The sequence below is a fragment of the Polyangiaceae bacterium genome (genome assembly GCA_015075635.1).
Classification (GTDB): Bacteria; Myxococcota_A; Polyangia; order Polyangiales; family Polyangiaceae; genus JADJKB01.
In genome coordinates this window covers 2,486,717-2,500,457 of record JABTUA010000001.1, presented here as the reverse complement: position 1 = coordinate 2,500,457, position 13,741 = coordinate 2,486,717, and the positions used below count along the sequence as shown (strand labels likewise).

General features: G+C 71.7%; 13 protein-coding genes. 6 read left to right on the top strand and 7 right to left on the bottom strand.

What is annotated here, in order from left to right:
- Positions 1-12 precede the first annotated feature (12 nt).
- The 3 genes from HS104_11225 to queG are packed head-to-tail and all read right to left on the bottom strand — an operon-like array spanning position 13 to position 2,199.
- Positions 13-738: a ferritin-like domain-containing protein gene (locus tag HS104_11225; protein ID MBE7480540.1), complete on the bottom strand. Its 726-nt coding sequence runs from the start codon at positions 736-738 to the stop codon at positions 13-15.
- Between the two features lie 7 nt (positions 739-745).
- Positions 746-970 carry a hypothetical protein gene (locus tag HS104_11220; protein MBE7480539.1) on the bottom strand — a complete coding sequence of 75 codons (225 nt, stop codon included), beginning with the start codon at positions 968-970 and terminating at the stop codon, positions 746-748.
- A 5-nt stretch (positions 971-975) separates the two neighbouring features.
- A complete protein-coding gene (gene queG / locus HS104_11215) occupies positions 976-2,199 on the bottom strand; it encodes a tRNA epoxyqueuosine(34) reductase QueG (GenBank protein ID MBE7480538.1) in 1,224 nt (407 codons plus the stop codon).
- Between the two features lie 25 nt (positions 2,200-2,224).
- Between queG and HS104_11210 the strand changes: the two genes are divergently transcribed.
- The 5 genes from HS104_11210 (at position 2,225) to HS104_11190 (ending at position 8,196) form a co-directional block, all read left to right on the top strand.
- Positions 2,225-3,001, top strand: a complete 777-nt coding sequence (locus tag HS104_11210) for a hypothetical protein (protein ID MBE7480537.1) — start codon at positions 2,225-2,227, stop codon at positions 2,999-3,001.
- Positions 3,002-3,117: 116 nt separating this feature from the next.
- Positions 3,118-4,143, top strand: a complete 1,026-nt coding sequence (locus HS104_11205; protein ID MBE7480536.1) for an ABC transporter ATP-binding protein — start codon at positions 3,118-3,120, stop codon at positions 4,141-4,143.
- Positions 4,140-4,862, top strand: coding sequence for an ABC transporter permease subunit (locus HS104_11200; GenBank protein MBE7480535.1), 723 nt, complete (start codon positions 4,140-4,142; stop codon positions 4,860-4,862). The genes HS104_11205 and HS104_11200 overlap by 4 nt, the downstream gene beginning before the upstream one ends.
- On the top strand, positions 4,853-7,144 hold the full coding sequence (locus tag HS104_11195; GenBank protein MBE7480534.1) for a Gldg family protein: 2,292 nt from the start codon (positions 4,853-4,855) through the stop codon (positions 7,142-7,144). The genes HS104_11200 and HS104_11195 overlap by 10 nt, the downstream gene beginning before the upstream one ends.
- Positions 7,141-8,196, top strand: a complete 1,056-nt coding sequence (locus HS104_11190; GenBank protein MBE7480533.1) for a DUF4340 domain-containing protein — start codon at positions 7,141-7,143, stop codon at positions 8,194-8,196. The genes HS104_11195 and HS104_11190 overlap by 4 nt, the downstream gene beginning before the upstream one ends.
- A 3-nt stretch (positions 8,197-8,199) precedes the next feature.
- Here HS104_11190 and HS104_11185 read toward each other — a convergent pair whose 3' ends face one another.
- The gene (locus HS104_11185; GenBank protein MBE7480532.1) at positions 8,200-8,658 is read right to left on the bottom strand and encodes a PaaI family thioesterase; all 459 of its coding nucleotides are present in this window, start codon (positions 8,656-8,658) and stop codon (positions 8,200-8,202) included.
- A gap of 54 nt (positions 8,659-8,712) precedes the next feature.
- Between HS104_11185 and HS104_11180 the strand changes: the two genes are divergently transcribed.
- Positions 8,713-9,870: a hypothetical protein gene (locus HS104_11180; protein ID MBE7480531.1), complete on the top strand. Its 1,158-nt coding sequence runs from the start codon at positions 8,713-8,715 to the stop codon at positions 9,868-9,870.
- A 1-nt stretch (position 9,871) separates the two neighbouring features.
- Here the strand turns inward: HS104_11180 and HS104_11175 are convergent, their stop codons facing one another.
- The 3 genes from HS104_11175 to HS104_11165 are packed head-to-tail and all read right to left on the bottom strand — an operon-like array spanning position 9,872 to position 13,691.
- Positions 9,872-11,791, bottom strand: a complete 1,920-nt coding sequence (locus HS104_11175; protein MBE7480530.1) for a hypothetical protein — start codon at positions 11,789-11,791, stop codon at positions 9,872-9,874.
- Complete coding sequence (locus tag HS104_11170) at positions 11,788-12,549, bottom strand: hypothetical protein (protein ID MBE7480529.1); 762 nt, start codon at positions 12,547-12,549, stop codon at positions 11,788-11,790. Before HS104_11170 ends, HS104_11175 begins: the two co-directional genes overlap by 4 nt.
- Positions 12,546-13,691: a hypothetical protein gene (locus HS104_11165; protein ID MBE7480528.1), complete on the bottom strand. Its 1,146-nt coding sequence runs from the start codon at positions 13,689-13,691 to the stop codon at positions 12,546-12,548. Before HS104_11165 ends, HS104_11170 begins: the two co-directional genes overlap by 4 nt.
- Between the last annotated feature and the right edge of the window lie 50 nt (positions 13,692-13,741).

Sequence of the window (13,741 nt, the reverse complement as noted above, 5' to 3'; positions counted from 1 at the left end):
CCCGAGTCTACCTCAGCTCGCGGCCCAGGCGCGCCGGGCGTCGATGCCGTGCTTCTCGAAGCGCGGCACGTAGTCTCGCGCGAGGGTGTCGTCGAGGACGCGCGCGTACCAGCCGGCCGGCATCAGCCCCCAGGCCCGGTCCGCGTCGGGGATGCTCTGCTCGTCCCGGGCGGCCCAGGGTGCGTAAGCGCCGCGCACCCGGGTGAACATGCGCGGCAGCTCGCGCTCCGCGAGCTTCTCCAGCTTCGGCCCGAGGGGCGTCTCGGCCAGCCAGTCGAACAGCGCCCAGCCGAAGTCGCGGTGGCGGACCTCGTCGCGGAGGATGCGATCGAGCGCGCGCCGAGCCTCGGGGACGACGCATTTGTGTCGGAGCTCCTTGAACAAGCGGACCGCCACGGTCTCGCCGAGGCAGAACAGATCGACGCCGTAGCGCAGCACGTCGTGCTCCAGCGGCTCGCTCGCGCTCCGGCGCAGGACGAGCGAGTCGCGATCGATGCGCGGCAGCTCCGTGCCCCCGGCCGCCGTGTAGACCACGTGCGAGAGCTCCGCGTGGACCATCTCGTCGTTCACGATGCGCAGGCCGTCACGGATCAGATCCGGGCTCGCGCCGATCTGGATCAGCCAGTGCACCAGGTGGTGGGCGAACGCGGCGGAGCGGTACTCGGCTTCGATGCGCCGGAGCCACTCGGTGCGGGTGCGGTCCGAGGCGGGAGGGCGGGCGCGCTTCTTCGCGGCCATCTCTGGTTCAGGCGGGCTTCTTGCCGTGCTTGTCGTTCGCCCCGGCGGCGCCGGCCACGATCAAGAACAACGCGGCGAGCAAGCCGACCACGATCGGCCGAGACATGAACGGCTTGTTCTGAGCTGGCTTCGCCGCGACCGTCGGCGGATCCGGCGGCTCGTCGGCCCGAGCCGGAGCCGAGAGCGAGAGCGCCAAGCCGAGCCCGAGCCACGCCAGCCGTCGCGATGCCATCGATCTCACGGGTATTCGCGGGCCCGCGAGCCGTCAAGGCTGCCGAGGGCCAGAGCCGCTTCATCGCGCACCAGGCGCTCCGGATCCTCGAGCGCCGCGCGGAGCGCGGCCTCGGCTTCGGCTCCGCCCAGGCGTCCGAGGGCCCAGGCGGCGTGAGCGCGCGTGAGCGCGCTCGGATGGGACCCGAGCGCCAGGGCGAGGGCGGGCACGGCCCGCGGGTCGCCGGCGTTGCCGAGCGCGATGGCGGCGTTGCGGGCGAGCACGTCGCGGCTCACCCGGCGCAGCGCCGTCCGACGCACCAGCTTGCGGTAGCGCGCGTTGCCCGCGCCGAGCAGCTCGACCAAGTCCACGCCGGCCTCGGGAATGCGGCCGGCGAGCTCCGGGGCGTGAGGCGCCGGCGTCGCCGAGGCGTCGAACGGGCACACCGCCTGGCAGTCGTCGCAGCCGAACACGCGGGTGCCGATGGCCGCGCGGAGCTCGACCGGGATCACGCCGTGGTGCTCGATGGTCAGGTAGGAGATGCAGCGCCGCGCATCGACCACGAACGGCGCGACGATGGCGCCGGTCGGGCAGGCCTCGAGGCACGCGGTGCAGCTGCCGCAGCCCGCTAGGATGGCCGCGCCTGGCTCGAGCTCGAGATCGGTGACGAGCTCGCCCAGGAGCACGTTGGTCCCCAGGCCGGGCACGATCAAGAGCGTGCTCTTGCCCACGAAGCCGAGGCCGGCTCGCGCCGCGAGCTCGCGCTCGAGCAAGGGGGCGCTGTCCACGGCGATGCGGGCGTGGACGACGCGACCCGCTGCGTCCGCGAGTGCATCGGCGAGCGCGCGGAGCTTGTCCTTCATCACCAGGTGATAGTCGGTCCCACGGGCGTAGGCCGCGACCGCGCCGCGCAGCGGCTCTCCGCCCTTCGAGCGGCGCAGGGCGACGGGGGTGGGGTAGGTGAGGGCCGCCACGATCACCGAGCGCGCGACCGGGAGCAGCGCGCGCGGGTCGGCTCGATCGCCGCCCTGGGCCATGTAGTCGAGGCCCGCGCCGTAGCCCGCGTCGAGCCAGCTCTCGAGGCGCGCGGCTCCCTCTCCGAGGCGCTCCGCCGAGGTCACGCCGAGGCGCGAGAAGCCCAGGGCCGCGCCCGTCTCCCGGAGCCATTCCGCGAGCCTCGGGGCCTCGACGCGCGTCGAGCCGGCCCTCGGTTCGTGGCGCGTGCGCGCGGAGTCTCCGGTCACGGTCACCGTTGGAGCATAATCCGACTCGGCCATGTCCACCGCCCGCACGACCGAAGCGCCGCTCGCGCTGCTCGCCAAGGCTGCCGGTCCGGCGCGCGCCTGGCCGCCGAAGGCGCTCGGGGTCGCCCGGCTGCTCGCGCGTTATGGGACGCGCGCCCACCGCCGCAAGCTCGGGCGCTTGCAGGAGCTCGGCCTGATCGACCGGATCCCGAGCGACGCCCAGCTCTTCGCCGGCGCGATCGACATGCTGCGCTTCTGGATCTCACCTGCTGCGGCGGACTACTACGCCGAGAAGGGCATCGACTACACGTTCCACCAGGTCCTGCGCTTCGTGGACGATCCGGCCGCCGTCGGCGATCCCATCGGGGTCTTCAGCGAGCGCGACGCCATCATCGGGCACCTGATGCAGGTCGTGCACGCGAACCCGGTCTACGACCTCCAGCTCCTGATGCTGTTCGACGACGGGCACGCGGAGCTCGAGGGGCAGCTCGAAGCGATGCTGGCCGGCACACACCCGCGCGCGAGCTCGATCGCGGCCATCGTCGAGGAGCCCGACTACCACGCTCGGCTCTTGGACTACGTGCGGGTGTTCCGCCGAGAGCCGCGCACACCGCCGCCGCTCCGCAGCAACATCCAGGGCCGCTTCGACGCCGTCGAGCGCACCTTCGGCTCGCTGCCGGCAGCCATGCGCTACTTCGGCCGCCTGCCGGAGCGCTGGCCGGACGCGCTCCGGCACCTGCGGAGCGTCGAGACCTTCCCGCTCGAGCTGGCCGAGCCGGAGCCCGGGAAATCGCCTGCCCGGGAATAGTCCGGGCGCCTTCCGGGTCCCGGGCGGGCGGCTCTTGTGGTAACGCGGGGCCCCCGGTTCGACGCTGGGGTGCCTGGCGCCTGAGACCGGGCCTTTCGGAGGATCAGTCGTTTGCCGTGATCGAGATCCGCGAGCTCTACAAGTACTACGGGGACCGGCGTGCGGTGGGACCGCTCTCGGCCAGCATCGAGAAGGGCGAGATCATCGGCCTGCTCGGGCTGAACGGCGCCGGCAAGACCACCACCCTGCGCATCCTGGCCTGCGACCTCTTGCCGACCAGCGGCAGCGTCCGGGTCGGCGGCCTCGACGTGGTCGAGTCGCCGCACGAGGTGCGCAAGCGCATCGGGTATTTGCCGGATACGCCGCCGGTCTACCCGGAGATGACCGTCGAGGAATACCTGAGCTTCGCGGCGCGCCTGCGCGGCGTCTCCGGTGCCGAGGTCGAGCGGCGCGTGGACGAGACGCTCGAGCTCACCGAGACGGGCTCCGAGCGGGACCGGCCCATCGGAGCGCTCTCGCACGGCTACCGGCAGCGCGTGGGCATCGCGCAGGCCATCGTCCACAAGCCGGAGCTCGTGGTGCTCGACGAGCCCATCAGCGGCCTCGATCCGGTGCAGATCGTCGAGATGCGCGATCTGGTGCGGAGCCTGGGCGGCGAGCACACGGTGGTCGTCTCCAGCCACATCCTGAGCGAGATCCACGAGACCTGCGATCGCATCCTGGTGATCCGCGACGGCGAGATCGTCGCTTCGGGCACCGAGAAGCAGCTCTCCGATTCGCTCCTGTCGGGCATGCGGCTGTCGCTGCTCTTGCGCGTCGGCAAGGACGGCCATGCGCGGGCCGGCGAGCTCATCGCCGGGGTGGCCGGGGTGACCCACGTCGAGCTCTCGGCGGACGCCGGCTCGGCGCCAGGTGGCGAGCTCGCGGCCTTCCGCGTCCAGCTCGCCCGCGACACCCGCGACGAGCTCAGTCGGGCGATCGTCAACGGTGGCTTCGGCCTGCTCGAGGTGACCCGAGGCGAGCGCGAGCTCGAGAGCGTGTTCCTGGAGCTCGCCAAGAGCCTGGACGAACCCGCGCAGAAGAAGCGCAAGAAGAGGCGGAAGGCCGAGGACGCGGCGCCGAAGGCGGAGGAGCAGCCATGAGCCAGGCTCTGCTCATCGCTCGCCGCGAGCTCGCCGCGTACATGCGTTCGCCCCTAGGCGCCATCGTGATCGCCGGTGCGTTGCTCATCGACGGCATCTACTTCTACTGGAAGGGCCTGACCGAGAAGCTGGTCTCTGCCCAGGTGCTGAGCGAGTTCTTCTACGGCGCCAGCGGCACCACCATGATCGCCGGCATCGTGCTGGCGATGCGCCTCCTGGCGGAGGAGCGCCAGACCGGGACGCTGACCCTGCTCAACACCTCGCCGATCAAGGACAGCGAGATCGTCCTCGGCAAGTTCGTGTCCGCGTTCGGCGTGCTGGCCTTGATGACGCTGTTCACGCTGTACATGCCGCTGCTCATCTTCGTGAACGGCAAGGTCAGCGCCGGTCACATCCTGGTGGGCTACGCGGGCCTGCTCCTGCTCGGCGCCGCGTCGCTGTCCATCGGCCTGTTCGCCTCGGCGGTGGCCAAGTCGCAGGTCGTGGCGGCGCTGCTCGGCGCATTGATCCTGGCGCCGCTGGTGCTGCTCTGGGCGCTGGCCAAGGCGGTGGATCCGCCGCTCAACCGCGTGCTCTCGTCCCTCGCCATCCACCACGAGAACTTCCGCCCGTTCATGAACGGCATCCTGGAGCTGGACGGCGTCGTCTACTACGTGATGGTCACCTACTTCTTCTTGCTCGCAGCGACCAAGACCCTGGAGGCGCGCCGATGGCGGTGAAGGACGAAGAGCGCGACTCGTCGCCGGACAGCGCCCGCGGCTCGGAGCCGCCCCAGCCGAAGAGCGAGCCGACCGCGCCCGCCGAGCCCGCCCCGGAGGAGCGCCCGGCGGCGCCCGGCCGGCCCGCGCCCCTCTGGGTCGTCCCGGCCTACGTGGTGGGCTTCGTCCTGGTCTTCCTGGGCGAGCGCGTGCTCGAGCCGATGCCGACGCTGCGCTGGGTCGCGACCTTCGCGGGCCTCGGGGCGCTCTCCGGCGCCACGGCGGTGCGCTTCATGCCGCAGTTCCGCGTGGGCGGGGAGCGCCGCGACATCGAGAAGCTGCTCGGCGTCCTCAGCGTGCTGGGCGTGGTCGCCCTCGGCGTGTACTTCGTGACCACCGACTTCGGCTGGGACAAGCTCGGCCTCGCGGCGCTCGAGCCGGACACCGGCGAGCGCGTGCGCGGCGTGTTGACCATCTTCTGGGTGGCGCTGGTGCTGGTGGCCCTGTTGCCCATGCTGTTCGCCGAGGCGGCCCTCCTGCCCATGCGCCACGCGGAGCGGCCCGAGGCGCGCCGGGTGCGCGCGGCGGCGGTCAGCGGCCTCACCCTGGTCCTGGCGGCGGTGTACGGCGCGCTCTTCGTCTACTCGGCGGACAAGCTCGGCACCCGGGTGGACTACTCGTACTTCAAGACCTCGCGGCCCAGCGACTCGACCCGCAAGATCGCCGAGAGCCTGAGCGAGCCGCTGGAGGTCGTCGCCTTCTTCCCGCAGGTGAGCGAGATCAAGACCGAGGTCGAGAGCTACCTCGGCGATCTCGGGCGCGGCGTGCCCAACCTGAAGATCGAGATCCAGGATCGGCTGCTCGTGCCGAAGCGCGCGCGGGATCTGAAGGCCACGCAGGACGGCGTGATCGTGCTCGCCAAGGGCAGCGTCACCGAGACGCTCACCATCGGCATCGACGAGAAGAACGCGCGCCCCAAGCTCAAGACCCTGGACCGTGACTTCCAGGAGAAGCTCTTGAAGATCGTGCGCGCCCGACGCGTGGCCTACCTGACCGTCGGCCACGGCGAGCTGAACGACGCCTCGCAGGGCGAGAGCAGCCAGCGCAGCGTGCGCATCGCGCGGACCATCTTGCAGAAGCAGAACTACCTGGTGAAGGATCTGGGCCTGTCGCAGGGGCTCGGCAGCGAGGTGCCCGACGACGCCGACGTGGTGCTCGTGCTCGGCCCCACCGAGCCCTTCGCGCGGGAGGAGCTCGCCGCGCTCGAGCGCTACGGCAGCCGCGGCGGCAAGCTCTTCATCGCCCTCGATCCGGACGCCGTGTCCTGGGCCGAAGCCGGACCCGAAGGGCAGCCCGGCGAGGAGACGCCGGAGCCAGCCGGGAGCGCCGAGCCCGCCGCGTCGGCGGCGCCTTCAGCCAAGCCGGCCGCGTCGGTCGCGCCTCCGCCCGCGCCCTCCGCCGCGCCGGCGAAGCCCGCGCCCTCCGCCGCGCCGACGCCCTCCGCCGCGCCGGCTGGGTCCGCGCCTTCCGCCGCGCCGCCGGAGGCGTCGAAGCCGGTGCTGCCCGCGCAGGCGAGCGGCCTCGCGGCCCTCGCGCGCATCGCCGGCATCGAGTTTTCGCCCGTGGTGCTGGCCAACGAGAAGCAGCACGTGCGCCGGCGCTACAACGACTCCGATCGCACGTTGCTCGTGACCAACCGCTTCTCGTCCCACGCCTCGGTCTCGACCTTGAGCCGCAACTCCGCGCGGGCGGCGGTGGCGGTGTTCGGCGCCGGCAGCCTGGAGCGCGCCAGCGGCGCCACCGAGAAGGTGGACTTCGCGCTCAAGACCGTGGTCGGCACCTTCGCCGACCAGAACCGGAACTACCGCGCGGACAAGGACGAGAAGCCCGGCACCTTCAACCTGGCCGCGGCGGTCACCCGGCCGCGCAGCGCGGAGCCGCTGAAGAAGGCGCCGGAGCCCGAGAAGAAGGACGACAAGGACAAGAAGGACGACAAGAAGAAGGTCGACGCCGACGAGATGCGGGCCTTCGTGTTGGCCGACGCGGACGCCGTCACCGACGTGGTGCTGGCGAACGTCGTGGCCAACCAGGTCTTGTTCGCCGACGCGGTGCGCTGGCTCGGCGGCGAGGAGAGCTTCGCCGGAGAGGTGAACACCGAGGAAGACGTGCGCATCGAGCACACCAAGCAGAAGGACCTGGCTTGGTTCTACGCGACCATCTTCGGCGCGCCCGCGCTGGTGCTCGGCGCCGGCCTGTTGCTCTCGCGCCGCGGCAAGCCGAAGAAGAAGGCAGGTGCGGCGTGATCTCCTGGCGCGCGCTCTCCGGTCACCTGGTGGCCCTCGGCGTGGCCTCCGCCGTGGCGCTGATCGTCTGGACCCGCAAGGATCCCGAGGCCACCACCCAGAAGGGCAACGTCGAGGTCTGGGGCGGCTCCGCCGACGCCGTCGAGAAGATCGTGTTCGAGGCGGAGAACCGCTCGGTCCGGCTCGAACGCCGCAAGGACTCCCACGGGCTCTGGTACGTCGGCAACGTGGACAAGACCATCGAGGTCAAGCCGCCGTCCCCCCACGGCGACGCCGGAGCGGGCGACGCCGCCGACCCGAGCGCCGGGGACGCCGGCCCGCCCGCCGAGAAGAAGCGCGAGACGACCACGTTCGTCAGCGTCGAGCAGGGCAAGAAGCTGGCCGAGAGCCTGGCGCCGCTGCTCGCGGTGCGCCGCCTGGGCAAGCTGGACGACGCCCGCGCCGCGGAGTTCGGCTTCGACAAGCCCGAAGGCACCCTCAAGGTCACCGTCTCGGGGCGCGAGCGCACCCTGACCTTCGGCGGCGCGACCCCCGGCGGCGGCGATCGCTACGTGAAGGTGGACGGTGGCGAGATGTTCGCCATCGGCGGCAGCGTGGCGCAGAGCGTGCTCTTCGCCGAGTCCCGGCTGGTCGAGCGCAACTTGCACGGCTACGAGGCCGACGAGCTCAAGAGCGCCAAGATCGAGCGCGGCACGCTCTCGCGCGAGGTGGTCCGGGTCGAGGACAAGAAGGACGGCTGGGCCGACGCGGCCACGCCGATGTCGCTGGACGAGACCGCCGGCAACTGGATGAGCAAGCTCGACCGCCTGCGCATCGTCACCTTCGTCGAGAGCCCGAGCGGGCTCGGCCCCGACTCGAGCATCGTGAAGGTCGAGCTGTTCGGCAAAGGCGGGCGCAAGCTCGGCTTCCTCGAGCTCTACAAAGTGCCCGGAGAGGGCGGCAAGCCGAAATTCCTGGTCAAGACCGAGCACACGCGCTGGCACGCCGAGGTGATCGCGAGCGTGGCGGAGCAGGTGGAGCAGGATCTGGGCTCGGTGGTGAAGGCGAACTGAAGATCACCACCGGTGATACGCCGGGTGACCTTCCTTGACGGCGACGAACACCCCGCGGCAGGTGGCGGTGACCTTGCCGCCGGCCTCGAGGCGCGCCTCCACCACCGCCTTGTCCCCTTCCACGCTGGTGGTCTTGGCAAAGACGCGCAGCGGCGCGAGCGGGGTCGGGGCGCGTAGCTTGACGTGGAACTCCGCCGTCACCGTGCAGGGCGGGGTGTCCATGCCCTTGGCGAGCATCAAGGCGTAGGCCGCCGCCCAGTTGCTGTGACAGTCGAGCAGGGCGCCGGCGATGCCGCCGTTCAGGATGCCGCCGAAGGCCTGGTGGTGCTCCTCGGGGGTGAAGTCGGCGACCACTTCGTCACCCTCGACGCGGCTCTTGATGCGCAGGCCCTTGTCGTTGGCGGGGCCGCAGCCGAAGCAGCGGTTCTGGGGCGCGTAGCGGTCTTGCAGGCTCTCGGACATGGCCGAAGCGTAGATCAGCGCGCCCCGCTCGGCGACGGGGTGGTAGTCTACTGGATGGTGCGGAAGCTCTGCGTGCTCGGCCTGCTCGCCGCCGTCGCTTGCGGCGGGAGCGATGACGACCCGACCGGCAGTCCGACCAGCAGCGGGGGCGCGGGGGGCGTCTTCCCCGATGCTTCGTGGCCGGACGGCGGCGGAGCCGCAGGAGCCGGTGGCGCCGCCGGCGCTGCTGGAGCCGACGCCGGGCCGCCGCCGACGCAGCTCGCGCCCTGCGCCACGGGTCAGTGCTGGGACGCGCCAGCGCTCTCCAGCGTCTGCGGCTCGGCGACGGTGAACGAGGACTTCAGCAGCGGGAAGTACAACGTCCACGAGTACGCGCTGATCTTGCCGGCCGCGACGGCGGTGGGGCTCACGCTCACCGCCACCGGCGGCTCCTGGAGCCCGGAGCTGATCGTGAACACCGCCGGCGGCACGACGCTCTTCGACGGGCAGAACGCCGCGTCGGGGAACGACCCGTTGGTCGTGGCCACGGGCCCGACCGAGGTCACGCTGACCGCGAAGCAGGACACGGCGGTGAGCGTGTTCGTGACCGACTCGGCCGTCATCGACTCTGGGTTCGCGGCGCCGCTGCCGGCCGATGCGAAGTACACGCTCACCACCAACGTGGACTGCGCGCCTCCGGCGCGGGGCACGTTGCTCACTCCACCGAACTTCGATCCCAACGACAAGAGCGCCGGCGGCTACTACCTCCTGCCGGACTCGGTACCGCCCGGGCTCTACACCCACAAGGCCGCGGACTGTTCCCGCGGGACGAAGCTCCTGATCGACGTGATCTACACCGTGGCCACCCACTGGAAACCGCTCTATCCGTCGCTCTCGCCGCTGAAGGTGATGGACATGAACGAGGGCTCCTGCAGCACGGTCAACCACGCGACCCACGACGACGGAACGCACGTGGACATCGTCGCCGGCTGCGCCACGGACATCACCTGCGCCGACAAGAAGCCGAAGATTGCGCTGGCCAAGCTGTTCGTCGACACCGGCGTGGCCTGCGGCATCTTGAACAACGACACCGCCGTGCACGCCGAGGTCAACGCCTACTTCGCGCAGAAGACCAACTACACGCCCTGGAAGAGCCAGTTCATGCGCTACGTGGACGGCCACGTGGCCCACTTCCACGTGCGCGTGAAGAAGCCGGACGGAACGTGTAACTGAGTCAGCGCTGGAGCCCGAGCAGCGCCTCGGCCCGCTCCAAGAGCGCCCGCGTGCGCTTCGCGTCGTGGATCGCGGCGGCGGGATCGGCGAGGACCAGGCGCACGCTCTCCAGCGCTTCGCGCCGCTTCGGATCGCTCGGTTTAGGCAGCGTGCCGGCGTGGAGCGGGCGCTTCGGGTCTACCCGCCCGCCCAGAGCGCGGAGCGCCGCGAGCGCGCGTTCGCGCAGCCGTGTTTCTGCCGCGGGCACGCCCTCGGCGTGGCAGCCCTGCGTGCAGCGGGCGGGGTTGCTCCGGAAGCTGTGGTTCCTGCCGCGCGCCTCCAGGCTGGCTGCTTTGCCAGAGTGACAACCAACGCAGCCCTTGGGTACGTCCGCGTGGGCGCCAGGTGAGTCGTGGTCGTAGAGCAGCGTCGCCGCAGAGGCGTCCGGCCCGCTGTGGCACTCGACGCAGATGCGGCTCGGCTTGGCCTTGTCCGGCAGCTTCAGGGCGGGCAGCACGCGGAGCAGGGCTCGGTCCTGCTTCTCTGCGTGGGGCGCGTGACAGGCAGCGCAGCCGATGCCCAGCTCGAGGTCCGGCGTCGTGGGTCCGGTGTCCTTGCGCGCGCCGATGCGGTCGAGGAAGCCCGCGGTGGTGTGGCAGCCGCGGCAGGCCGGCTCGCGGCGCGCGCGCTCGTCGCGATCCGCCTGGGCCATGCGCGTGGCATTCCAGGCAGCGACGTGACCGTAGCGGGGCGGCGCGTCGTGACAGGTCGCGCACACGTCGGTGCGCAGGACGGCCCAACGTGCGGCCGGCTCCGGGATGGCCCCTGGACCGTGACAGGCGGTGCAGGTCACGCCGCCCAGCCGGCGGAGCGCCCGCGGCAGCTCGTTCCACGCCTCGGGCTTCAGCTCGAAGTGCCCGCTGTGGCCGAGCTCACCCAGGACTTGGGTGAAGCCGCCGTCCGGCAGCCCGGGCTCCCCAGCGGTGTGACAGGGCAGGGCGCAGCTCGCGTCGTAGCGCATCAGCTGTCCGCGCAGCCCGCGCTCGAAGACGTGGGTCATGCGCGAGCTCTTCACCCCCGCGGTGGCCTGCGCGTGGCAGTCGCTACGGCCGCAGTCGAGGAGCGTGTCGGAGTGGGTCCCGACCACCAGGGACAGCTCGCGCTTCTCGCGGTCCTCCAGCACCCAGCGCCCGCGGGCGTCGGGCTGGAACGATTGCAGGCTGCCGGCGGGCTGGATCTCGGCCTTGCCGTCCTTGGCCCGCTCCCGCACGCGCCAGCCGCTTCCGCCCAGCAACACCCGCTGCGAGAGCGCGAGGCTCGGCAAGCCCGAGGCCCGCGCGGCGGCGGAGACACGCACCTTCAAGCTGTGTTTGCCGGACTTGGCCGTGAGCTCGACCTCGCCCCGCGTGCGCGGCGACAGCGGCACGATGCCCCAGGGGGTCGGCGCCGCGAGCGGGCGCGTGCGCCCGCGCACGACGAAGCCGTTCTGCTCGACCTGGAGGTCGACGGGCTCACCTGCTGTCTGCGACCACTCGACCTTGCTCGCGAGCGCGTCGCGACAGCCGGGCGTCAGCGTGACGGTGAAGGGCGCGTCGAAGCCGATCTGGGTCAGATCACCGCCGGCGATCGAGAGCCAGGGCTGGAGCGTCACGCTGCGCGTCTCCCCGGCGCCCGCGTCGCCGAGGTCCACCTCGGCGGGACAGGTGCTCGGCGTCGTGACGGTCACGGACGGGCTGCCGACCCGCACGTCGAGCTCGAGCTGATCGGCGCTGGTCCGCAGACCGAGCAAGCTCGTGGTGGGCTCGATCTGACTGCCGGCGAGGCTCAGCCCCGAGCCGGCCTTGGCGCGGACGACCAGGTGCACGCTCGGCGGCGCGCGCTCACTCTGCGAGGGCCCGCTCGAGCAAGCAGAGAGGGCCGCGGCGACGAGCGCGCGCTTCAACGCGGCAGCTCCCGGCAGCTGCCGTGGGCGCACTTCGCGCCTTCGTCGCAGTCCTTGTCAATCCAGCAACCGGGCTTCGGCTCGAGGGGCAGACAGCGGTCGAGCACGCAGGCGCTCCCGAACGGGCAGCCGGCGCCGCAGGCGCGCCCGAGCGGTCCCGGGCCGCCGCGAGCGCACGCCCGAGCCGGAAGCTCCGCTTCGAACTGGAACTTGCAGCTCCAGGGCTCACCCGCCGGGCGCTCCGGCGCGAGGTCCACGCAGATGCGCTCGCCCGGGTGGCCCTGGCGCGGGCCGCAGAACCAGCCCGGATCGGGCTTGCCGGCCACCACACCGGCGGCCTCCGCCCAGCCGCGACAGACGAGCGCGCCGTCGAGATCGGCGCACTCCCACTCGCCGTCGTCGGGCAGGCGAGGGTGGCGCTGCGTGCACAGGTCGCCCCGGCACTCGAAGGCGTCGGAGGCGTGGCGCCGGTCTTCGCAGACGCGCGCGGCGCCGCTGCCGGAGCAGCGGAAACCGCGCTGGGTCGGAAGGTTGGGCAGCGGCCGCTCCACGCGGCGCAGCGCCCCGTCCACCCAGCAGACGCGGGTGTCCGCCACGTCGGTGCAGCGCTCGCCCACGTCCGCCGCTGCCGGGCTCGGCAGCGAACGCGCCCCGAGCTCCACCCTGGGTCTGCCGCGCTCGCCTGACTCGCCGCGGGAGCAGCCGAGCGCGCACGCCGCGGCGAGGAGCGCCGCGGGCATACGCGACCACCGGCTCACTTGCACGTGACGATGTTACTGCAGTTGCCGATCGACAGATCGTCCTTCGGGTAGTTCTGGCAGCACTGGTTGGCCTTCACGCAGCAGTCGGCGCTGTACAGCGAGCCGGTGCAGCCCGGAGGCGGGGTCTGGGTCTCGATGCACTGGCCCCACTTGCCGTCGCTGCCGCACTTCTGCTTGCCCCAGTGGCAATACTGCGGGTCGTCGCACCAGCGCTCGCTGCCGGGCGTGCACTTCTGGCAGTCCTTGTCCGCGCAGTCGGTGCTCTTGTCGCAGTCCTCGTCCTTGCCGTCGCTGCAGGCCGTCTCCACCGGTGCGCAGCCGCAGTCGCCCGGGCGCTTGCAGTCCGGATCGTCGCAGTCGATCTTGCCGTCGCAGTCGTTGTCGACGTTGTCCCCGCACAGGATCTCGACGAAGAACGGGAATTGTGGTGTGCAATTGGGCACCTGCTTGCAGGCGGTGGCGCTCACACAGTCCGCGTCCTTGCAGTCCACCTGGCCGTCGCAGTCGTTGTCCTGGCCGTCGTCGCACTTCTCCGCGCTGCACGTGCAGACGCTCGCGCAGTCCGGATCGGCGCAGTCCACCAGGCCGTCGCACTCGTCGTCCTTGCCGCTCCAGCAGTCCTCGTAAGTCGCCGTCGGCACACAGGGACCGCCGGAGTCGCCGTCGCAGTCCTCGTCGATCGAGTTGCCGGCGATCTCGGGCGAGGGCAGCACCTCGCCGACGCACTGGCCCCAGGAGTAGAACTCGCCGAACAGCTGGCAAGCCTGCTTGCCGTCCTTGCAGGCGCCTTTGTTGCGTCGCTCCGGCGGGCCGCTCCAGCAGTCCTGCACGGCGTCCTTGCCGCAGTTGCAGCCCTCGTCCACCAGGCCGTTGCCGTCGTTGTCCTGGCCGTCGGTGCAGTTTTCCTTGCTCGAGCCGGCGTCGCCGCTCGTGCCACCGCCGCCCGCGCTCCCGCCGTTGCCCGCAGCGTTTCCGCCGCCCGCCGCGCCGCCCAGGCTCACCCCGCCGGAGCCGCCGCCCGTGCCCGCGCCGCCGGCGTTGCCCGAGCCTCCGCTGCCGTCTTCGTTGCTCGTGGCGGAGCACGCCACCCCCGTCGCGATCAGAGCCCCGAGCCCGAGCCTCAGCCACTGCGCCGCCATGGCCGGGAGGATCGCACCGGCCCGCTGGTCGGGCAAGAGCTGCCTTGGAA